This is a genomic window from Caballeronia sp. NCF2, from assembly GCF_023631205.1.
GTDB lineage: Bacteria > Pseudomonadota > Gammaproteobacteria > Burkholderiales > Burkholderiaceae > Caballeronia > Caballeronia zhejiangensis.
Genome location: NZ_JALQDN010000082.1, coordinates 1 through 20,143, shown reverse-complemented (window position 1 = coordinate 20,143; position 20,143 = coordinate 1). Strand labels below are relative to the sequence as shown.

The following is a 20,143-nucleotide window of genomic DNA, read 5'->3' as shown; positions in this document are numbered from 1 at the left end:
AACATGACGCCTACTTTTTCTCTTCAAACGCATCGCACCGCGCGCATGGTGGCCCACTTGTTCGCGTGTCTTGCACTGACGACCGTATCGGGTCTTGCCGCAGCGGAACCTGATCAGTCTCGCCTTGCGCCGCCGCCCGGTGACGGTTGGCAACTGCTCTCCGCGCCGGTCGCAAAGGCGCCGGTCGCACAGCTCGCGATGGTGGCGCCTTCTGCGCACGTTGCGGCTGCGGTCCCTGTTGTTCCCGCTGCTCCCGCTTCTCCTGCCGCGCTCAAGGCAGCGATCGGTGGCGCTGCGCCTTCGGCGCTTCCGGGTGCTGCCGCGCCGTCACCTGTCGGCTCGTTGGACGTCGCTCCGGTCGTTGTGCCGTCCCAAGGCGGTGCGACGGCCCCCGGTGGACTTTTGAGCTTTTCCATCACGCCGCAGGACATCAACATGCGCAACGCGCTCGATCGCTGGCTGCAGCAGCAGGGCTGGCAACTCGCTTGGAAGATCGATGACGACCTGCCGCTCGAGTTCAACGCGACGTTCTCGGGCGACTTCAAGTCGGTGCTCACGCAAGTGATGCAGGCGACTAACCACATGCGCACGCCCACGCGCGTCTGCAAGCACACCAATAACGTTATCCGCGTCGTCGCACGCGCAGCCAACTGCCAAGAGTAACCGCCATGCGTCTCACGAAAACCAAATCTGCCGTTGCCATTCTCGTGGCTGCATCGCTTACCGGCTGCGCTGTCTCTCAATCGGACGTGAACCATGCGTATGACGCGACCAATGCTGAAGCCACGCGCGCGATGGGCAACGGCCCCGAGTCGATGTCGCTCGTTGAGGAAGTGCCGACCGCGTTCCTCGGCGACCGGTTGGTGCCAGTCGCCTATGAAGCGACACTTCCGGCGATCTTCCGCGAAAAGTCGGTCGTCTTTCCTGGCAACCTGCCGCTGTCCAAGATCGCCACGCTCGTTTCGACGGCTACCGGTTATCCGGTGCATCTGAGCCCGGATGTGTTCATTCCGCGCGACGCGCTGATTCCGAAGACCAACGGCGGGAACGGGCAGAGCGCCCCGATGCAGCCGCAAGCGATGGCAAAGTCCAACGTTGAGCCGGTGTACGCGCAGGCGTGTAACTGCAAGGTAGGCGCATATCTGCGTGGCGTGACGGAAAACCTTGGCCTCGACTGGACGTTCGATGGCAGCACCATTTCCATCAGCCGGTTCGTCACCAAGACGTTCACGATCGCGGCGATCCCGGGCAAGGTGTCCATCAAGTCCACCATGTCGAAGGGCACGGATACGTCGACCGGCAACCAGGCATCCGGTGGCACCACGGGCGGCACGTCGGGCAATACCGGGTCTTTCTCGTCGATCACGTCGACCGGACGCGATGGCGCGTTTGACCAAATTGCGATCATCCAGTCGGAGCTGGAAAAGCTGAAGTCGCCGCTCGGCGAAGTCGTGGTCAATCCACAAAGCCGCCTGGTGATGGTTCACGACACCAAGGAAGCCGTCGATCGCATGGGCGCGTTGCTCGCGCGCGAGAACGCGATCTCGACCCGTCAAGTCGCTCTGCGAGTCCGTACCCTGCAGGTCGATCTGAGCAATTCGTCGCAAGCCGGCGTGAGCGCCGACATCGTCTTCAACCGCATCTCGGACGGCCTGAAGCGCTATTCAATCTCGGTTGCTTCGCCCGCGTCGTTGGCAACTGCAATTGGCGGCACCGTGGGCTTGTCCGTCTTGAAGCCGGGTTCGCCCATGGAAGGCACCAACGCAGTCATCAGCGGCCTAAACGCCTTCGGCAAAACGGTTCAGGACAACACCCAAACGAAGATGACGCTCAATGGCTTGCCGGTTTCGATCGGATCCTTCGAGACAAAGGGCTACCTCGCTGCAACAACGCCTAGCCTCGGTTCCATCTCGGGCGGTACTGCTGGCGTGCCGGGTCTGCAACCGGGGTCGGTGACGGTCGGTGACTTCGTGAACATCCTGCCGTCGGTCAATGACCACAACCAGATCATCCTGTCGTACTGGAGCGATAGCTCGAAGCTGAATGGTCCGTTCACAACCATCAGCACCGGTTCGGGCGACACGCTGCAGCAGATCCAGTTGCCCGACATCATCGGCAACAAGGACGACCAGACCATTGCACTGTCCGATGGACAGACGGTTGTGCTGTACGGCGCGGTGGGCAATCGCTATGACGGCAGCAGCAACAACGGCATCGGTGGTCTTTCGGGCGCGTGGAATAAGGGTCGTACGTTCCAGGTGATCATGCTGACGGCAACCGTCGTCCCGTCGATGTGAGCGCGGGGTAAAAATGCCTTTGCACTTCGAATCCATACCGGGAGAAAAGGGCGCCAGGCTCGTATTCGGGCTGGATTGGCGCGCTTATTCCGCCAAGGGCGCTCGCGCCGAACGCCGACATTACGTCGAGGAGTCGGGCGCGACGCACTACACCGAGTACAAGGCGAACGACGAAACCATTGTCGGATTCTGCGAACTGGAACCTTCGCAGCGCAAGGGCGGCAAGCTGTACTCCGCCGCTGCTCGTATCGCGTCGTTGGACCGCGTTCGTCGGCGTCCGGCGGTACTCGTTCTTCTACAGAACGATGAACGCGTGCATCTGGTGCTCGTGCAGCGCGGCGCTGTTTCGCTCGATCAGGAAGTCGCCCTTAATGCGCTTCCCGATCGGCGAGACGAGATCGAGGACGGGTGCGCGAAAGCAGGGCTTGAACTGGCGACCCTGGGTTACGGCGCGCAACTGCACGCGGTCGACGAGTCGTTCGACCTTCGCGAGCTGCTCGTTGCGCCCAAGGTCGGGTTAATCAAGAAGGTCCCGGTGGCGGTGCCAACGACGGTGCCGTTGCTCGTCATCCTCGCTGCCGTGTTCTTCGGCGGCAAGCAGTTGATTGAGATGCTCAACCCGCCGCCTCCGCCGCCGGCACCCCCGCCGACGTTCATGCAGGAATACCAGTCGGCTGTCATGCGCACGCTGGCCGCGCCTGCTCCACTTGCCAATCAGCTTGCACCAAAGCTGCTCGCTAGCTTTGGCGCGCAAGAAACCAACGTTGCGGGATGGCAGTTTCAGAAAGCGTCCTGCACGATCTCGGGCCCCTGCATCGCAACCTACAAGCGGCAGGGCGGCACGTTCAAGGAATTCGATGCACGCGTGCCGGAGTCGTTGCGACCGGTCGTCTTTAACCCGGACGGTTGGCATCTGACCGCGCGGGGTCCTGAAGTAACCGTCGCTGAACGGGTCGCGCTCGCCCAACAAGCGACGTGGCCGACTCAGCAGGCTCTAATCAAGACCTTGCAGACCGATCCGCAAAAGCTTTCCACCAAGCCGGACACGCTCGATAGCCACGGCTACGTCGTTGATATCAAGCCCGCCGAGCGTCTCATTGCGCGACAACCGACGGCTGGCGAAGTGCAGGGGCCGCTCGTGCAGCGCGGCACGTGGCAGATCGACGGATACAAGTGGCAAAGCGCGCTGCTCGCGCGCCTGCCTGACAACATGGCACTGGACACCCTCGACGTTGAGCTGAAAGAGGACGGTACCGGGGTGCATTTCACTGCGAAGGGTAAATACTATGTTCTCAACTAAGTGGCCAGCGCGGGCCGCCTGCTTCGGTGCGCTCACGTTCGTCGCCGGCGCGGCGGTTTCGCAGGAAAGTCATCTCACGCTGGACGACATTGACAAGCTCGCGCGCGCAAAGCTCGTCGACTCGATGCGGGGTCCGCAAGGTGGCCAAGGCGGGGCAGCAGCACCGGGCAACGGCGGCGGCCTTGCTTCGCCCCTCGGCGCAACGGCTGCGCCGGTGCCGGCGGTCCCACCAGCCGCGCCCAAGTTTGAGCGCAAGCTCAGTGTCCCGTCGAAGCGCGTCATTGCAGCAACCTTCGTGGGCGCGTACTCCGACCTGTCGGGCTCCTACGTGCTGTATGACTATCAAGGGACGACTTATACCGCGCGCAGCGGCAGCCGCTTGCTCAACGGTTGGACCGTCGCCTCCATCGACGGCTTCACCGTCAATCTTGTCGACGGCAAGCGCCACTGGACAGAGACCATCGCTGCGCCCTCCGACGCGCCCGCCGGGATTCCGGACTCGCCAGCCGTCAGGGCGATCACTGATCTGTCATCGCCGCTTCCTCCGGGCGGCATCGCGCCGACGGCTTCCACCTTCGTACCGTTTGGGAAATAAGAAATGGGTCTTTTCGCACAAGAAGAGCAGGGCACGCCGGACACTCCGCGTGGTGGCTTCCTGAAGCGGTTTCGCGCACCGCGCTCGAGCTTCATTGAGCCCGGCACGGGTGCGGAACCGAAGTTCGCGGCCGGTGAGCCGGTTGCGGGAAAACGCAAACGGCGGGGAATATTGGCCGAAACGGCAACCGAGCAAGCGTCGCCGGTGAGCACGCGCGCGGTGAATCCCCAAGTCACGTTTCTCGGTCGCGCGCTGTCGGGGGGCGACATTGAGGACGTCGAGAGCACAGAGGTTGGCGATGATTGGCACTCGCCGGCGCAGGCGGTGCCTGATAGATCCGAAGCTCTGGCCGGTGTGACCGATGAAGATGTGGCCTTTCGTCCGTTCGTCCCGCCCAGTTTCGAACGACCCACCTTCGCGAGTATGTCTGCGGCGTTGGCGGCCAGGGAGCACGGCGTGCAAGTGAATGGCGCAGCCTCGACAGTCGAATCGGTGGCGGCCGCTGCCCAATCCAGCTACGCGCCACAGCCTGAACCCCAGCCTGTGGTAGCGCCGTCGGCAGACCTTGCGCACGATGCTGGCGCCGCGGACGATTCGCCTTCTGACACGCGCAGCCGGTCTGGTGCAAACGCGAGCCCGCTTGCGTTCGAGAAGCAAGCGGATGTCGCTCCTCAGCGGCCTATCGCCTCCGCCGAGAAAAAGTCGATGTCTGCGCCCACGAAGGCAGAGCAGGAACAGCCAGCGGAAGACGAAGATCAACCCGAGGGCGGTGGATTGTCTTCCGGGCGGCCGGAACTCATGTCGCCCGATTCACTTCCTGACTTCAAGCGCATTCTGACCGTAGCGGATGACGATGCCGCGCTGCGCATTCCTGCGGCCGCGCGCAAGGAGTTTGTGGCCGTCGAACTGCAGCCGGGCGTGGCAATCACGGTGGCGACCGCACGATTTGCGGAAAAGGCCCAGTACGCAACCTTCATCAAGGATCTGGGTGCGAACGACATTCTCATGCGCGAGGAGATGATCGCGACCGATGCCGTGATCGCCGCGATCTACTCGGGGAAGGCAGCTGCGTCTGCGAACTCCACGGTCCGCGAAGCGAGCCGGGCGATCGGCAATTTCCGCGACATCGTTGAGGCCGCGCATGCATACGGCGCGAGCGACATTCACTTTGAGCCACGCGAGTTTCACAACGAGGTCGAAGTTCGGTTTCGCGTGAACGGCGACATGTACACGTTCAGCCGCATGCCGAAGGCCATCGTGCGTCGGGCGTTGTTCGCGGCGTACAGCGATCTCGTTCAGCGCAACACGAACTCGGGCAACAGCTTCCAGCCGAGCGCGCCGCAGTCGGCGATGATTCCGCTGGTCGTCAAGACGGACACGGTCAACTTGCGCTGGCAGTCATCCCCGCTCGTTGGCGGCTATGACGTCACGCTGCGTCTGCTCGACGGCAACTTCAAGAACTATTCGGTGCTGCTGCCCAAAGACATGGGCCTTGAGAAGAGCCAGCTTGAGCTGATCGAAACGCTCAACTTTGTGAGCGGCGGCATCACGGCGCTCACCGGCGAGACCGGTTCCGGTAAGACGACAACGCTGCGCGCGCTCTCGTACATGCTGCCGGATCGGGAGCTCAAGAAGCAGTTCGCGGTGAACGAGCCGTCCGAGTATCCGATGCCGTGGCTGTCAGACTACTCGATCATCCGCCGCCCGGACGAGACCGACGATGAAGCGAACCGCAAGTACGCGGAAGTTATTCGAACGCTGATGCGGCAGGACCCGGACGATTTGACCATCGGTGAAGTGCGCGACCGCGTCGTGATGGGCTTGGTAGCTGAACTGGCGCTGACCGGTCACCCGGTGCGATTCTCGCTGCACGCCGGCGACATCATCGCGGCCGTGATGCGTATGGCAGGCGGGCGGCTGCAACTGCCGATCGACGAGCTCGCTTCCGAGGGGTTCATCAATGCAGTCGGCAATCAGAAGCTGATCCCGACGCTTTGCGAGCATTGCAAGCTGCCGGCGGAGGACGTCATGCCGAAGGCTGACCTTGAACTGCTGCGCACGAAGTTCGGCCTCGACACCTCGCGGATGGCATGCCGCAACTACGATGGCTGCGAGCACTGCCGACTCAAAGGGCTTTTCACGCGCAACGGGAAGGTAGCGGGTGGCACGAAGCGCCCCTCGTTGGCGGCCGAGTTGTATCGCCCGACCCCGGAATTTCTGGAGCGTGTCGCCGAGCGCGACTGGGCAGGTGCGCGCGCAGTTTGGCGCGGCGCGCGACGTACCGGGTTCGATAACGCGGATATGACTGGAAAGACGCTATATGAACATGCTCTTTTCAAGGCTTCGCGCGGTTTGATTGACCCACAATTCATCAATCGCTCGATGCAGTCGTTCGCGCAGTACCGCGTGATGCCGGGCGTCGATGGCTTGATGGTCTAAACCTAGTCCTCCATGATCACCACGTTCGCAAAGATGCTGCCCGTGCGGCAGCAGTTGGTCGTCGCGCGCTGGCGGTTTCAGAAAGTCCGCGAGGACTTCTACCGCGAGACGCGTCTTGATATCGCAGCGAAGGGACTGCGCAACACCGAGACGCTGTTCGACCGGCTCGAAACGTACGAGAAGCGCAGCCGTTCACGAGGCAAGCTCGAGTGGCGTGTGTTCGCGCGCATCCGCGAGACCATGCAGCGCGGGGAAAGCTTCGCGCTTGCAATCAAGCCATTCGTCCCTGGGGACGAGTACGCGCTGCTGGACATCGCGGACGAGTCTTCGCGCCAAGATGCGGTCGTTCGGGGCTTCGAGCTCGCGGAAATGGCAGCGAAGGCAAAGCGCGTGCTGTCGTCGACCACCTCAGTGCAGATGGCATACCCGGCGTTGCTGCTGGTCTACATGTACGCGTACTGCATGCTGTTTGGCGGTGTCATTTTCCCGCAGGTGCTTGACGTCCGGCCGCTCGAGCAATGGCCCGATCTTGGCCGGTTCCTCTATCACGTCGACACGTTCTGCTACGAGTACTGGTGGCTCACGCTCACGGCGATGATCGGCCTTGTGCTCGCTTATTTTTCGAGCCTGAAGCGCTGGGCCGGTCCGCTGCGCGACAGGTTCGACCGCATGCCGCTACTCTGGCGCAATCGCCGCGACCTTCGCGCGGCGCTGCTTATTGTTTCGCTCGCGGGCCTGTTCGACTCCAACCTCACACTCCGTGCGGCGCTGGACAGGCTTCTCAAGACAGCCGATCCGTGGCTGCGCTGGCATCTGAAGATCATGGATCGACGCTTGACGGCCCGATCCGATGAGCCGATGCGAGCGCTCGACACCGGCATCTTTTCGGTCACGATCGTCGACACGATCACAGACGCTGCGGGCCGCGATCAGTTCGAAGCCGCTATCAAGAGTCTAGGCCGCGAGTCGCTCGATCGCGTCGTTGAAGCAGTTAAGCGCAACGCTCGAACGACGCACTTCATCCTGCTCGGCTTTGCCGCCGCACTGTTTCTGACCCTCGGCATTGGCTCATACGTCGTGACGGGTGCCGTCAACCTCACATCGGGGAATCCCGCCGCTTCAAGCTATTAAGGAAAAGCAAAATGACCAACGAACATAAGCAACCAGTCCAGATCGACCCGATCAAAGAGCGCCGGGCGCGCATCCTTAAAATTGCCCGTGCCAAGAAACAGTCGGGCGAGCTGTCGATGATCGAGGCAGGTGCGGTGATGGCTGGCGCCGCCTTGCTCGCGCTGGCCGTTTATGCAGGCGGCAAGTACGTGCTCGATCTGATCCATTCGTCGCAGTTCAAAAGCGAAGCGCAGATGTTCCACACCGGGATCCTGAACGCGACGCAGAACGACGCAGATTTCTCCTCTGAAACGCTCACGGTGCTGGCGCAGAATCACGCCTTTGATTCCGCGGGATCGCGTGTCGCATCGGACAAGTCAGCGGTCAAGGGCATGTTCAATGGCACGGTGACGGCTGCCGTTGGCACGCTCACCACCGCCAACGATTCGTTGATTCTCACGTATCCGGTCACATCGACGGTTTGCTCCCTGAGTGCCGCTGCGCTGATCACCGTCTATACGCAGGTGACTGTCAACGGCACAACCATTTTTTCGCCGACGGTCACGTTCAACCCGCAGACGGTCGCGACTGCATGCGCGTCGAACGGCGCAATGGCGTCGATGGGGCTGTGGACGACCCGTACCTGATCGCGGACCGCCGACATGGGAAGCATTCTCGAGATGTTGATCGTCCTGGTCGGCGCGGCCTTGCTGACGGTACAGGGAATCAAAGAAGACATCGCTGCCAAACGCCAGAATCTGCTGCAAATCGAAGGGCAGAACATTGCGTCGATCAATTCGGCGCTCGGCAGCTACATCACCAACAACTACGCCTCGCTTATTCCAGTGGGGTATTCGCAGACGACTTCCACGCCCATCGCTGCGCCGACGCTGGCGCAACTGAGCGCGCAGTCGAACAACAAGGTCACGTTCAAGAACGGGCCGTTCTGGGGCGGCACGTACCAGATCGCGTTGGCCGTTGCGCCCGACAACTGCTCGACCGCTACGGGAAACTGCCATATTGCCTCGCAAATCTATCCGAGCCTGCCGCTTATCAGCATGACCGACAAGACGGCCGACATCGCTGGCGCTGGTGTCATCGCTGCCGCCGGGGGAGCGCAGTTCGGCTACTCGACAAACCGAGCGCCTGCGACGGTCACCGGCATCCACGGCGGGTGGACGTTGCCTAATCCAGTAGGCAGCAAGGCTGGGATGGTCCTCGCAATCAATGGATTTGGAGCGGACGGCAATTCGCCGTACTACCGCCGTGACGGCGCGCTTCCGCTGACAGGCACGATGAACGCTAATAATCAGGACATGCAGAACGTCGGCAATGTCACGCTTGGCGCAAACAAGGTCTTGAAGTTGCAGGCGGGCAACAGCCTGCAGATCGACAACGGCGCGATGTACTACGGTGACAGCGTGAACGCGGCCGTGCGTACCAAGGGCAACCTCTATGTGCAGAACTATCAGGGAACGGGACCGGCCGGGCTCAACGTCGGGGACGTTAGTTCGTCAGGGACGGTCTCTGGCAACACAATCAACGGAAACGTTGCGAACCTCAACTACACCGCCAGCAAATGTAGCTGGAATGGAGTGACGATCCGCAACAACCTGATGTACGTGTGCAATAAGTGGGGAAACTGGGTAGGTGCGAGCACCTTAGTGAGCAACCAGTCGGCCGATGCCCAGTACAGCGGTTGGTATAACGGATGGGGCGTGACGCCTCCTTCATGCGGCCCCGGCGGCACGGCGTGGTATCGCATCACCCCGCAATCGCTGACGACCGACTATTCCAATCACAATCCACCGATCTCGGGCGCGCGTTACGCGATGGGGTGGAACGGCTCGCAGTGGGTGCTGCAGATCTACGACGTGCTCGCTGACGGCGCGAACACGCTTGTGCAAGATCAACTCGGCCTGCAAGCGCAAATCGACGTTGGCTGTAACTACTCAAACCAATAAGAACATGAAGCGAATTAGGACGGCAGTCTCGTTGATGGTAATGGCGACGCTCAGCGGTGTGCTGACGGCTCCGGTCACCTCCAACGCGGAATGGGTTCAAAATCCCATCGGCGTTCCGCGTGCGCCCGGTTGCGATCCGGGGTATTCGTGGCAGAAGCTCGGTGTGCGATATCAATGCGCCACGCCACAACCTAATTGCGCGTACGGCTTTGCTAGTGGGCCAGTTTGGACCGGGACCGCTTGGAATTACTCCTGCAATGTACCGCCGCCTCCGAGCTGCCCGAGTGGGTCAACACAGTTCGTCGCGCCCTCGTGGAATGGCTCGGCCTGGGTCGGACAGGTATGCCAACCAAATGCACCCACGCAACCGAAGGGTAATCCCGAGGAAGCCTGCCGAGCCTACGTAACGCAGAAGCTTGGATTTTGGCCGGGGTGGGGCGTGCAGAACTCAGTTTTCGATGACGGCACAAATACGACCTTCATTACGAACACCTACAACACGTCCTTCAACACCTACCAGTACGCGATGTGCAGGGCGAGCGATAGTACCGGCGAAGTGAACGGCTACGATGTGCAGGGTTATGGCGACACCGCAGGTTCAGGTGGTTGAGGCAATCCTTATCGACGAAGTCCTTCGGAGTTTTATTCCGGGGGCGGTCTCTTCGGGTCTGCAAGCAACAAAAAAGCCGCCAGATCGACTGGCGGCTTGGTCTTCCTGCGACACAGCCTTCGTTAGCCGGCGAGGATGTTTCCAGTCGTGAAGGTGAAGGTACGCGAGAACGCTACGCCGTTAATCGTACCCGTGAGCGAGACCGTATATTGGGCGTTCGGCGACAATGGCGTGGCGGGGTAAGCGACGCCCATCCACTTCGGCAGAATCTTATTCGGATCCGTGGCCGAGTCCAGCACTTGCAAGGCAATCACGTGCGACGCCGAATCGGTCATCGTGCCGGTCTGCATGACGATGGTGTCATTCGGGTTGCCCGCGACCGCGACCGGCGTACCCCAGTGGCCGGACGTTGCAGGGGGCGTCGGCATTTCTCCGAAAGAGTCGTTTGCGACGCCGGTTGTGCCTTGGCACGGGAACGTCAATGGCGCGTTCGTCGTGACCTGCTGATAGTTGGCGAGTGCCAGTGCATACCACTCCTGCGGAAAACCGTTGTAGGTCGTCGCGACCTTGCCGATACCGACCGTGTTCATCGGTGCAACGGCAATCATGCTGTGATAGACGCCGGAGATCAGGCCATAGATCGCTTGCTGTCCGTAGTGCGCTTCCGTCCACGTCGCATTCGTGTATAAGCCGCCCGATACACCGCCGATCGGCACGTTTTGCGGGTAACCGAAGTGTACCGCCCGATCAGCATACGAGACGCCTGTGAACCCGGGAGCACCCGCCGTTTCTGTATCGGACACGATATTGTTCGTGGCCTGATACTGCGCATGTGCAGCCACCGACTGATCGAGCACTGTGTTTTCCTGAAGAGCAGGGAAACCGCACTGCTGGCGCTGCTGGTTGAGCAAGTTGAACGCGGCCAGATGGAAGCTGTCGGCCGGGTACTGAGGCGTCGTCAGATTCGCGGGATTGGCGGGCGTCCCGGGCGTGCTGGCACCGCTTGCCGGGGCCGCGGGCGATGCATCGCCACCGCCGCCGCCACCGCCGCCGCAAGCAGCCACTAAAAGCGATGCAGCGATCGCGGCCATCGAGAGTTTGAAGTTTTTCTGAATCGTCATTTGTTGTTTCCGATTAGTTGTTGCAGTCGCCCCCGCGATCTGCTTACTTTCATCTTATCGAGCGGTGTTCAAAGTCAAGGCGACTCGGAAGTCCGCCGCGAAAACGCGTTCCTCGTTGGGAAATTGCCGTTGGCCATTGGCGGCGCAGGGCATTGTAATACCCGGTAAGGGGTTGCAATTCGGCACCGTTGTTTGGTCGCAACCGTTTGCTATCGCTGCTGTCCGCGGGCTCGAAAGTGCTTCACCCGCAAGGCGATGAAGACGACACCGAGTACCGCAGCAACGGCGACTGGCTGTTTCGTGCCGACTGAAGAGAGGAGTGCGGTGCCGCCCCAAAGAAGAATGAGAAAAGTCGCGAGCGCGCCAAATGCTTTGCTTTTTGACACAGCCGCGAACGGCCGTCGGTCCGAACCGAACTGCTGGGCGAAACGAACATTGCTTCGCTCAAGGTCGAATGCTTCGTTCGGTTGTGCCGTCGCCCGATCGGCGCGGTAGTGCCTCTCATACCGTTGGAATCGCGCGTCGCCGCGGCCTTCGAGCCACGCGGCGACGCTGTCTGGAAAGAGGTAAGCGAAGTCCTGCATGAGTCAGTGCATCACGTCTGATTGGAACTCGATCGCACCTATTGCATCGCTGATGCAGCGTCCGTCGGACTCGGCGTGGTACTCGCCAGTCACTAAGTCGAGCCAGCCGAACTGAGGGCGGCCGTCGCGGGAGAAGACCACTAGACCGGCCTCGACGTTGAATTCATGCGGCATCAACAACTCCTTTATATGTGACTATTTTTTGGCCTTGCGACCTTTGCTCTTTGGGTCGGTCAAGCGCGGCTTCAGATCCCCAGTGCAACCGGGACATACGAAGTCCTTCGCCAATTCGATCTTCCCTTCGTCGTTGGCCAAGATGTACTCCGTCGCGCAAGTTCTGCACGGCGCGACATTCAACCTCGAATCGATCGCCATGGAGCGGGTGAGATGGTTCGCGCGGTCAGCTGAAACGGCGAGCCGACTACCGAACATCTTGTCGAGAACGTCGTTGGATGCAATTAGCGCTTCCGGGATGTTCGCTTCATTGTTCAGCGCGCACCGATAAAGCCATACAAGCATGGTTGCTTGGAGTCGGTGCACGGGACGCTCGACGTACCACGTCAACGAGCTTGCGCTATTTCCACATGGCGAGCTTACGCCGTGGATCTCTCGATAAGTATTCCGAGTGATCGCCGAAGTCACGCCAAACAGGTTTGTGGCGGTGGAAGCGCGACAACCCTGGGTCATCAGCAATCTTGCGTAGATCTCACGTCTAGCGCGGTCGAGCCGCAGGTCGGACCATAGATTCTTGAAAGGCAGCCCGCTCGGCTTGAGGTTCGAGGTGCGCATGACATAGTGAGCGACGGCCTCTTCGGTAAGCGAATCTGCGCCGTATTGTCGCCAGAAGCGATCGTCGTCAAACCGCCATCTATATAGTGGGAACCGAATACCGCCGATCGCTGCTTCTAGCCGTCCGATTGGCAAGCCCATCAGGTACTCGGCTAACTCGAACGAGATACCTAGGAGCGGCGCTGCGAGCACACTCTGGTGCAGCACGTCTTTGAGCAGCGAAACATAGGCGCAGTTGTAGTGAAAAATATCGCGCGCCGTCACGTCGTCGACGAAGGGCATCGCTGAGGACAGCTTCGACACTGCAGTCGAAAACATTATCCCGTCGACAAACGTCGCCCAATCGCGAGGATCCTGCAGCGCCGGCGACAGAGCTAGGAACGGCATGTTCATAAGCTTGGCCATCGGTACGGCGTGCGCCTTGAACGTTTCCATGTTGTCGAACGAGACGCCAAAAAATGCTTCGGCGCTGCTGTACCGCGCGAGTACCTTATGGATAACCGCGGTCAGCGAAAAGTTGGTCCTTTGTATCTTCTCAGCGAGATACTGCCGAAGGGCAATGTTGGTCTCAACGGCATCAAGTGTGGTGGTCGACATATTTTTTATATTGTTCCTGGCGGAAGCGACCCCATCGCGTCCGCCACATCGTTATTGCAGTTACGTCTTACAGGTTCCGCAAGCCCGTCTCGATTTCGCTCAGTTGCTTGCGCATCATTGCGGCGAGCGTTTCGATCAACGGTTCGTGCTGCCCAAGCCCATCGGAAGCTTGAACTGCAACCTGAGCCAGCGACAGCTTGCCCGCGAATTGCTCGAATGAGGATAACGCTTCTTGCATCGCTGCTTGAACGCGGTTAGCAGCTTCGATGGCGCCGGCTTCTTTCTTCCTGTCGGCCTCAAGTCGTTCCAACTCTGCGCGCGTCTCGACCAACTGCTCTTCTAGCTGTTTAAGTTCAGCGTTGCGCTTTTCCAGTGATTCGGAAATGCTCTTAAATCCAGCGGGAGTCGTCTCCACTTCCTTGATCTGGACTTCCGGCTTCCGGTTGAGCAGCGCGTTTCTTTCCTCGTTCAGCCTTGCAATTTCCTTGTCCTTGTCCGCGAGGTCCTTTTCGAGGTTGGCTAGGCCTGCCTGCCGACCGGTGTAATAGCTGTCCATACGCTGGAGCTGGGCCTCTTTCTCAGCGATCAGTTTCGCAGTGGCATCGAGCTGTTGCTGAAGGCGGTTGGCTTCGTCCTCCGCGACTCGCTGAGCGGTTTTGCTGTCCTCGAGCAGCGCCTCGTAGTTGTCCAGGTCTGCTTTTTGGTCAGCGAGTGCCTCTTCCTGCTTCTGCAGCGTCGCCAGCATTTTGCGAACGTCTTCGCGGGTCATATGCTCGTTGGCTTGCTTCGCCGCAAGAATGACAGCAACCTGCTCGTCGGTCACGTGGTCCGCAGCGAGGATGTCGAGTTCGCCGACGTTGAATACGCGGATAGCCTCGGTGTTGTCGAGGAACGCTTCGTAGCAACGCATGTACTTGCGGGCTGCCGCCATCTTGACGCCGAGCGCCAACTCGAAGAACGAATATCCCAACGTCGCGGCCCGCCGCAGCGAAGTTGTCTTGTTCCCCGACGTTGCGACCATCACGTTCTTGATCAGGTGCATTGAGTTCATCAGCAGACCGCCGATCGTTTTGAGGTCGGTCGAGACTCGCGCTCTCGCCTCCCCAATCGTCACCATGTTTTCGACGAGCTGGGCGATGAGATCGGCGAACTCGTCACTGTCCCCGAAAATCTGCCGGGCAACCATGTCAATCTTCGAGCGTTCGGCACCGCTTGCGGAAACTCCGCCAAATATGTCGTCCAACGGATCGTGGATTTCCGTTTTTCGCAGTTGCAGTTGCTTTTTAGAATCGTCACTACTTGAGGACATAACTTCTCTCCAAATTTTGCAGCGCCCCCGCGCGCTGCGTTCCAAACCCCGCAAGGACTTCGCTCGCGGGTAAGAAAATGGTGTCAGACACAGCCGCCCGCATTCGCGGGTGAGCGCACTCACTCGCCACAGGCAGTTCTCATCCCGTGCAACTTTTGCCGTCGGAGCACGTTCTTTCTCACATATGTAAGCGATCGTAACGGCGCTCCGGAGCGCGTCTGACATTAAAAGACGTTGTGTTTACCCCGTCTTTCGCGTTCCGGGAGCGAAAGGTAGTGTTTTTGTCCACCTTCGCAAACGATTAACGGTTCATTTTTGAAACTCTTAAGCGATTCCTGAGTATTGACGTGGAAGCGATTACCTAGCGGAAACGCTTGAAACTTTTCCAAATTACCGGTATCCCCGCTTCGTGCGGACCTTGTGCGCCATGAAACCTTCGGTCGAGGCGTCTGCATACATGAGTACGGCTTCGCGGGCCTTGGCGACGTCCACCGTCGACGTGCCGGTGCGCTCCGCACGCTTGGAACGCAACCAGTGGGGGAGGTCGTCCAGTGCCAATAGATCGGTCGGTAGTTCCGGATGCAGGACGACACCTGGCGACACGAAGAGACCCGCGCCAGCGACCGGCCACATCGCAGGAAGCTGCTCTCGGAGGAAGCGGATCTTGCTGCGGTTCTGCTCGATCGGCGAGCGGCGGTCTTCCGCCTTGCCGTTGGGCGCAGTCCGTGTCAGGGTGTCGGGACGATTCGACGGCGCGATGCGGCCGGACCAATTCTTCGTCTCGAAAACGAAGACGCCGAACGGCGTGATCGCGAGGTGATCAATCTCTGCGGTGGGGAACGCAGTCCCGGGAGCATGTTCTATAAGCAACGTCCCTTCGTGCAGGTAGAAGTTGTCGCCGCACAGCCATTCGAGGGTCGTTCGAAGCTTTGCTTGAGCCAGAGCTTCGCCGGCCGCACCGATATCGTCCGACGAGCGCTTTGCGCGATGGGCGCTGCGCGGACGAGATCGGCTCCGCTGCTTGATGGCTTTGAATACGCGGTAGCCGCCGGCTGCGACAAGCATTTCGAAGAACATTCGCTGCCTCCCTGTTGAGCATGTAACTAGCATGCCAAGGGCAAATGGAAGTCAAGGGAGCACCGCGGCGCTGCCACGTTCGCGCCGAAAATCGAAAGGCGGTGTGAAATTGGGAGCTTTCGCGCGCACGCGTTCACCGCCTGCGCGTAAATTGCCTGTTATCCCCGCGTCAACGACGCATCGACCCCGAGCCGCAGCTAAGCATCAGTGCGCGCTCGCGATCTCTTCTTTCTTCCGCATTGAGCTGCTTCCGCCACGCCTTATAGAGCCGTGACGAAAGCGTCTCTCCGCGCGCCTGTTTTTCCTGCTCACCCGAGCATCGAAAACCATCCAGCGCTGTACTGGCTGGACATCCCCTAGTGCGTCTTTTTCTGGAGAGAAAAATGCCGAAGCAGTTGGTAATGAAGGCGATGAAATCGCCCGGCTGGTTGGTCGCTGTTTGCTTTGCCCTGTGGTTTGCCGCGCACTCGTTCTTCGCCTTTCTGTTTGTCTCGTTCACCGTCGCGGTCTGGATCAAGAGATCCATTAAAGCGGCGTTGAAAGAAGAGAAAGCTGAGGATTCGAAGGCGCACGCGCCCGCCGTTGTCGCTCCGGCTACCGCCGACGCCAACGTCACGCCCATCAAACGTCAGTACGCCAAGTCCGCAGTGGTCGTTCCACTTAAGACAGGCACCGACGACTAGTCGCTACGCCTGAATGTCAAGACTGCCCGCGCGGGCGGTCTTGACCCCTCACCCCAACGGGAAACCATCCCGTTGCGGGCATGGGTTCCCGTTTATCGGAGATTCCCATGCAAGCAGAAGTAGAAGCATGGCAACTGGACATGTTCGACGCTCCTCCAGCGCCGATCACGCGTGCCCGAGCCAAGCCTGATCCGCTGCCCGATCCGCATCTGTGGAGCGAGGCGGTAAAAGACAAAATGGTCGACGCGTTGATCAGTCTTGCGACTGACAGCAGACGCGGCGACAACATGCCCGAGTCGTTGATGGACTGCGCTGTACTGTTCAGCGAGCGACTCAGAAACAGAAAGAAGATGGAACTCGAAGACTACCGAGCAACGCTCGGCTGGGTCATGGAGTTCTGGAGCGGGGCGCTGCCGTATCGGTATGTCTGCAAGATCAACGGCGTCGATCCGGAATTCTTGCAAGACATCATCCTGAGCAACCCGCTGCTCAAGCGCGACATGGAAGAGGTGCGTCGCGAGTGCTTCGGCACGCTGGTGTAGGAGGCCGATGATGAACACATCAACATTCGGCCGGCTGCTCGGGACGCTTTTCGGAGCGACGCCGCAGCCGCAGCGTCGCAGCGGCAATCCCGCAAGCCATTCATCCCCCGTTGAGGTCGGCAAGGGCGGCGCCAACGAACGGCACATCGCCATCGCAGGACAGCCGATGCTGTTCCGTGATGAAGGTGGCGTCGTCGTGCAGTTTCGTCCGGCGTTCGACTACGAGCTGCGACCAACGGCTGTCGGCATGAAGCTGATACCGGCGCTCGCGCCGCACTGGGAAGTGCTCCACGAGTACAAGGGCTCGTTGACCGACGCCATTGCGGCTGCCCTCAAGGGCGCTCATGCGCAAGACACGCCTTCGCCCGACGCCAAACCCGTTCGACCAGTCAATGTCAGCGACGCGCGACTCCGGCCAGAAGTTGCGGACGCCGCCGTGTCAACGCCCCCTCGATCCGCTGAGTCGTCACATCGGCGAACCGAGCGCGCGAGGTACGGGGTCTTGAGAGAGTGGGGGGAGAAACGATTCCCCGATGGCAAGCGCCCTGGCAAGACGTATGAATCGTTTTGCGTGACGCTCGAGCATCGCGGCGAGACGCACGTTCTCCAAGGTGAGGGCCTCCGCGACGCGATCGCAGAGTCGGCCTGTCGCATTGGGGACCGCGTTGAAGTCAAACGGATCGGCAAAACTAAAGTGCCGGCAGTCGATGGACAGGGACGGCCCAAGCTAGATGCCCGCGGCGAGCAAGTGCTGTGGGACAAGTGGCTTTGGTCTATTTCCAAAAAATCTTAAAGGAGTTAGTTATGGCATCAGTAAACAAAGTCATCCTTGTCGGCAACCTCGGGGCTGATCCGGAGACGCGCTACCTGCCGAGCGGCGATGCGGTCGCGAATATCCGACTCGCAACGACCGATCGCTACAAAGACAAGGGCTCGGGCGAAATGAAGGAGCAGACCGAATGGCATCGAGTGTCGTTCTTTGGTCGGCTGGCTGAGATCGTCAACGAGTATCTGAAGAAGGGCTCGTCGGTGTACATCGAAGGCAGAATCCGCACGCGCAAGTGGACGGACCAAGCCGGGCAGGAGCGGTACTCGACGGAAATCGTCGCAGACCAAATGCAAATGCTCGGCGGCCGCTCTACGGGCGATCGTTCATCTAATGACGGGTTCGAGAGCCAACGCCCTGTACGTCAAGAACGTTCGCAGCAGCCGCGATCGAGCAACCCTGCGCCGGCGAGTCGCGAGCCGCAATCGACATCGTATGGTGGAGGCGGCGGCTTCGCAGATGATGACGACATACCCTTCAGGGCGCATCTGATGGGCCGCGAGTGGGCTGCGATCTAATCCCGTAACACCTCACCTCGCTTCCTGTTTCTTCTCACCTTCGTTGCTTCGTCGAACCGGAAACGGTCGGCGAAGCCGCGAAGCGGCTCTTCCTGCGCGACGCGCCCTCTCTGTCGCTAGACCCGCCTTTCGCTTCCCCTGCTGAAAAAAGCCGCCCGCCGTGCTCGCCTCGCGCGAGTCGGACGGCTTCTTTGAGCACGGTTTCACCGCCTGTTCAGGCATCGACCTCAACCACACCACAACTGGAGTGACAATGAATGTAAAGGACGTCAAGCTGTCCCCGGAACAGTGGATTGCGTTGCTCCAGAAGTATGGAGTGCCCGCAAGCTCACTGACTGGGAAGGGCGCACCCTGTCCCGTCTGCGGCGGAAACGACCGCTTCACCTACGACAACAACCGCGGTCGCGGCGACTGGGTATGCCGCAAGTGCAACGACGGCGACCGAAAAGCCGGCGACGGCTTCGAGCTCATCTGCAAGTCTGCCGGAATGACCTTCCGCGAACTCATGATCGAACTTGAAGGCGGCGGTCTGGCCGATGCACGGCAGAGCCGAGCACAACCGGCAGCCCCGGCGCCTGGCCGAAAGGTCGATCCTCAGTGGGCGCGCAAGCGCCTCGACTCAATGTGGGATCGAGCGACGCTGGTCGGTTTCGATGGCCTGGTTCCGCGATACCTGCGCGAACGGGTGCCCGGTTTGACAGTGGCGCCGTCCGCGGCACTGCGCATGGCGATGCTCGATTACCGCCACGAGAAGAAAGTTATCGGTCAGTGGCCGGGCATCCTCGCTCGCTTCACGCTGCCGGATGGCCGTCTAGGAACGCTGCACCGCACGTTCCTTGAACGCACAAAACCGGCGAAGGCGTCGATCGTCACTAACGATGGCGAGATCCTTCCAGCCAAGCTGAACGACGTGACGCTTCATAAGCTCAACGGCGGCGCAGTCCGGCTGATGGATCCAGTCGATGGCGAAATCGGCGTCGCGGAAGGTCTCGAGACGGCGTATGCCGCGCACATGCTGTTCGGTGTTCCGGTCTGGTATTGCCTGAATCGAATCCTTCTGGCCGATTTCGTAGTGCCGGACGGCCTTGGCATCCGCGTCGTCCATATCTTCGCGGACTTTGATGCGGTCGACCCGCGTACCGGGAAGTCGCCGGGCGTCGATGCTGCATTGAAGCTGGCGAAGCGGCTGCGAGTTGAAGGCTACACGGCTATGGTTCACCGTCCTAAGAAGCGGGAAACCGACTTCGCTGACGAGTGGTCGGCATCTCAACTAGCGCATCGCCCTGCCGTTGGAATGGTGGTGCGCCGCGACGAACGAGAAGCACTGCACGTTTGATTTGTTTGATTCCGCGGCCGTTTGGCTGCTAGCAGTAACTTTTTGCCCGGTGGGGATTCGTCCCCGCTGGGGCCGCAATCCGCCCGAGCTTTTCCAATGGAGAAGAGGAAATGAGCTTCAGCATGATTGTTGGCCGGTATGAGATCGTGGCAACTTCCGGCGTCGAAAACGGCTCGGTCAGAGTAGGGAAGTCGGAGGCGGAAGCCTATGACGTGATCGACAGGAAGCGTGGCGGTCATGCCCGCTTGGAGAAACAAGGCGTCACGCTGGACACTGCTTGATTTTACTGCATTCGTCGACAGGCGAACGCACAAGGGGTGACCCTGCTGCATTGATATCCATCGCTATAAAAAAAACCCGGCCAACGTGCCTAATGCCGTTCAGTTAAGATCCTTTCTAAGGTACCGGACGGAGTAACGTGAGGGGCGGGATTTGACGACTCGGTC

21 protein-coding genes are annotated in these 20,143 nt (G+C 60.2%); 15 read left to right on the top strand and 6 right to left on the bottom strand.

All coding sequences use genetic code 11. The annotated features are described in order from the left end of the window. Positions 1-3 precede the first annotated feature (3 nt). From NCS02_RS31835 to NCS02_RS31795, 9 genes are all read left to right on the top strand, one after another. Complete coding sequence (locus tag NCS02_RS31835) at positions 4-663, top strand: toxin co-regulated pilus biosynthesis Q family protein (RefSeq protein WP_250508187.1); 660 nt, start codon at positions 4-6, stop codon at positions 661-663. Between the two features lie 5 nt (positions 664-668). Beyond that, positions 669-2,297: a type II secretory pathway protein gene (locus NCS02_RS31830; protein WP_250508186.1), complete on the top strand. Its 1,629-nt coding sequence runs from the start codon at positions 669-671 to the stop codon at positions 2,295-2,297. Between the two features lie 13 nt (positions 2,298-2,310). Next, positions 2,311-3,597 carry a type IV pilus inner membrane component PilO gene (locus NCS02_RS31825; protein WP_250508185.1) on the top strand — a complete coding sequence of 429 codons (1,287 nt, stop codon included), beginning with the start codon at positions 2,311-2,313 and terminating at the stop codon, positions 3,595-3,597. Beyond that, positions 3,584-4,192 (top strand): hypothetical protein, encoded by a 609-nt coding sequence (locus NCS02_RS31820; protein ID WP_250508184.1) that lies wholly within the window; start codon positions 3,584-3,586, stop codon positions 4,190-4,192. Before NCS02_RS31825 ends, NCS02_RS31820 begins: the two co-directional genes overlap by 14 nt. 3 nt (positions 4,193-4,195) lie before the next feature. After that, on the top strand, positions 4,196-6,631 hold the full coding sequence (locus NCS02_RS31815) for a GspE/PulE family protein (RefSeq protein ID WP_250508183.1): 2,436 nt from the start codon (positions 4,196-4,198) through the stop codon (positions 6,629-6,631). 12 nt (positions 6,632-6,643) lie between these two features. Continuing rightward, complete coding sequence (locus NCS02_RS31810) at positions 6,644-7,762, top strand: type II secretion system F family protein (RefSeq protein ID WP_239294659.1); 1,119 nt, start codon at positions 6,644-6,646, stop codon at positions 7,760-7,762. A gap of 11 nt (positions 7,763-7,773) precedes the next feature. Next, positions 7,774-8,388, top strand: a complete 615-nt coding sequence (locus NCS02_RS31805; protein WP_239294660.1) for a type 4 pilus major pilin — start codon at positions 7,774-7,776, stop codon at positions 8,386-8,388. A gap of 15 nt (positions 8,389-8,403) precedes the next feature. Continuing rightward, entirely contained in the window at positions 8,404-9,705 is a 1,302-nt protein-coding gene (locus tag NCS02_RS31800; RefSeq protein ID WP_250508182.1) for a hypothetical protein, read from the top strand. 439 nt (positions 9,706-10,144) lie between these two features. Then, positions 10,145-10,315 (top strand): hypothetical protein, encoded by a 171-nt coding sequence (locus NCS02_RS31795; RefSeq protein WP_250508181.1) that lies wholly within the window; start codon positions 10,145-10,147, stop codon positions 10,313-10,315. A 122-nt stretch (positions 10,316-10,437) separates the two neighbouring features. Here NCS02_RS31795 and NCS02_RS31790 read toward each other — a convergent pair whose 3' ends face one another. From NCS02_RS31790 to NCS02_RS31765, 6 genes are all read right to left on the bottom strand, one after another. Then, a complete protein-coding gene (locus tag NCS02_RS31790) occupies positions 10,438-11,436 on the bottom strand; it encodes a CAP domain-containing protein (protein ID WP_250508180.1) in 999 nt (332 codons plus the stop codon). A 209-nt stretch (positions 11,437-11,645) separates the two neighbouring features. Further along, positions 11,646-12,020, bottom strand: coding sequence for a hypothetical protein (locus tag NCS02_RS31785; protein WP_250508179.1), 375 nt, complete (start codon positions 12,018-12,020; stop codon positions 11,646-11,648). Between the two features lie 3 nt (positions 12,021-12,023). Continuing rightward, on the bottom strand, positions 12,024-12,194 hold the full coding sequence (locus NCS02_RS31780; protein WP_250508178.1) for a hypothetical protein: 171 nt from the start codon (positions 12,192-12,194) through the stop codon (positions 12,024-12,026). Between the two features lie 21 nt (positions 12,195-12,215). Further along, positions 12,216-13,406, bottom strand: coding sequence for a FlhC family transcriptional regulator (locus NCS02_RS31775; RefSeq protein WP_250508177.1), 1,191 nt, complete (start codon positions 13,404-13,406; stop codon positions 12,216-12,218). A gap of 67 nt (positions 13,407-13,473) precedes the next feature. After that, the gene (locus NCS02_RS31770; protein ID WP_250508176.1) at positions 13,474-14,715 is read right to left on the bottom strand and encodes a coiled-coil domain-containing protein; all 1,242 of its coding nucleotides are present in this window, start codon (positions 14,713-14,715) and stop codon (positions 13,474-13,476) included. A 390-nt stretch (positions 14,716-15,105) separates the two neighbouring features. Beyond that, positions 15,106-15,792, bottom strand: a complete 687-nt coding sequence (locus tag NCS02_RS31765; protein ID WP_250508175.1) for a nuclease-related domain-containing protein — start codon at positions 15,790-15,792, stop codon at positions 15,106-15,108. A 383-nt stretch (positions 15,793-16,175) separates the two neighbouring features. Here NCS02_RS31765 and NCS02_RS31760 point away from each other — a divergent pair, with 383 nt between their 5' ends. The 6 genes from NCS02_RS31760 to NCS02_RS31735 all read left to right on the top strand — a co-directional run bounded on the left by NCS02_RS31760 (position 16,176) and on the right by NCS02_RS31735 (position 19,978). Beyond that, on the top strand, positions 16,176-16,475 hold the full coding sequence (locus tag NCS02_RS31760) for a hypothetical protein (protein WP_086973869.1): 300 nt from the start codon (positions 16,176-16,178) through the stop codon (positions 16,473-16,475). Between the two features lie 107 nt (positions 16,476-16,582). Beyond that, positions 16,583-17,017: a hypothetical protein gene (locus NCS02_RS31755; protein ID WP_077161675.1), complete on the top strand. Its 435-nt coding sequence runs from the start codon at positions 16,583-16,585 to the stop codon at positions 17,015-17,017. 7 nt (positions 17,018-17,024) lie between these two features. After that, on the top strand, positions 17,025-17,810 hold the full coding sequence (locus tag NCS02_RS31750; RefSeq protein ID WP_250508174.1) for a hypothetical protein: 786 nt from the start codon (positions 17,025-17,027) through the stop codon (positions 17,808-17,810). Between the two features lie 11 nt (positions 17,811-17,821). Next, complete coding sequence (gene ssb / locus NCS02_RS31745; RefSeq protein WP_086973868.1) at positions 17,822-18,361, top strand: single-stranded DNA-binding protein; 540 nt, start codon at positions 17,822-17,824, stop codon at positions 18,359-18,361. 253 nt (positions 18,362-18,614) lie between these two features. Beyond that, positions 18,615-19,697 (top strand): primase-helicase zinc-binding domain-containing protein, encoded by a 1,083-nt coding sequence (locus tag NCS02_RS31740; RefSeq protein ID WP_250508192.1) that lies wholly within the window; start codon positions 18,615-18,617, stop codon positions 19,695-19,697. A 110-nt stretch (positions 19,698-19,807) separates the two neighbouring features. Beyond that, the gene (locus NCS02_RS31735) at positions 19,808-19,978 is read left to right on the top strand and encodes a hypothetical protein (RefSeq protein WP_250508173.1); all 171 of its coding nucleotides are present in this window, start codon (positions 19,808-19,810) and stop codon (positions 19,976-19,978) included. The last annotated feature ends 165 nt before the right edge of the window (positions 19,979-20,143 follow it).

Bases quoted from the DNA above. Each gene is read 5' to 3' on its own strand.
- NCS02_RS31780 (WP_250508178.1), bottom strand. From the start codon at position 12,194: ATGCCGCATGAATTCAACGTCGAGGCCGGTCTAGTGGTCTTCTCCCGC.
- NCS02_RS31760 (WP_086973869.1), top strand. From the start codon at position 16,176: ATGCCGAAGCAGTTGGTAATGAAGGCGATGAAATCGCCCGGCTGGTTG.
- NCS02_RS31770 (WP_250508176.1), bottom strand. From the start codon at position 14,715: ATGTCCTCAAGTAGTGACGATTCTAAAAAGCAACTGCAACTGCGAAAA.
- NCS02_RS31815 (WP_250508183.1), top strand. From the start codon at position 4,196: ATGGGTCTTTTCGCACAAGAAGAGCAGGGCACGCCGGACACTCCGCGT.
- NCS02_RS31775 (WP_250508177.1), bottom strand. From the start codon at position 13,406: ATGTCGACCACCACACTTGATGCCGTTGAGACCAACATTGCCCTTCGG.
- NCS02_RS31830 (WP_250508186.1), top strand. From the start codon at position 669: ATGCGTCTCACGAAAACCAAATCTGCCGTTGCCATTCTCGTGGCTGCA.
- NCS02_RS31790 (WP_250508180.1), bottom strand. From the start codon at position 11,436: ATGACGATTCAGAAAAACTTCAAACTCTCGATGGCCGCGATCGCTGCA.
- NCS02_RS31740 (WP_250508192.1), top strand. From the start codon at position 18,615: ATGAATGTAAAGGACGTCAAGCTGTCCCCGGAACAGTGGATTGCGTTG.
- NCS02_RS31800 (WP_250508182.1), top strand. From the start codon at position 8,404: ATGGGAAGCATTCTCGAGATGTTGATCGTCCTGGTCGGCGCGGCCTTG.
- NCS02_RS31820 (WP_250508184.1), top strand. From the start codon at position 3,584: ATGTTCTCAACTAAGTGGCCAGCGCGGGCCGCCTGCTTCGGTGCGCTC.
- NCS02_RS31765 (WP_250508175.1), bottom strand. From the start codon at position 15,792: ATGTTCTTCGAAATGCTTGTCGCAGCCGGCGGCTACCGCGTATTCAAA.
- NCS02_RS31750 (WP_250508174.1), top strand. From the start codon at position 17,025: ATGATGAACACATCAACATTCGGCCGGCTGCTCGGGACGCTTTTCGGA.
- NCS02_RS31755 (WP_077161675.1), top strand. From the start codon at position 16,583: ATGCAAGCAGAAGTAGAAGCATGGCAACTGGACATGTTCGACGCTCCT.
- ssb (WP_086973868.1), top strand. From the start codon at position 17,822: ATGGCATCAGTAAACAAAGTCATCCTTGTCGGCAACCTCGGGGCTGAT.
- NCS02_RS31735 (WP_250508173.1), top strand. From the start codon at position 19,808: ATGAGCTTCAGCATGATTGTTGGCCGGTATGAGATCGTGGCAACTTCC.
- NCS02_RS31785 (WP_250508179.1), bottom strand. From the start codon at position 12,020: ATGCAGGACTTCGCTTACCTCTTTCCAGACAGCGTCGCCGCGTGGCTC.
- NCS02_RS31835 (WP_250508187.1), top strand. From the start codon at position 4: ATGACGCCTACTTTTTCTCTTCAAACGCATCGCACCGCGCGCATGGTG.
- NCS02_RS31805 (WP_239294660.1), top strand. From the start codon at position 7,774: ATGACCAACGAACATAAGCAACCAGTCCAGATCGACCCGATCAAAGAG.
- NCS02_RS31825 (WP_250508185.1), top strand. From the start codon at position 2,311: ATGCCTTTGCACTTCGAATCCATACCGGGAGAAAAGGGCGCCAGGCTC.
- NCS02_RS31810 (WP_239294659.1), top strand. From the start codon at position 6,644: ATGATCACCACGTTCGCAAAGATGCTGCCCGTGCGGCAGCAGTTGGTC.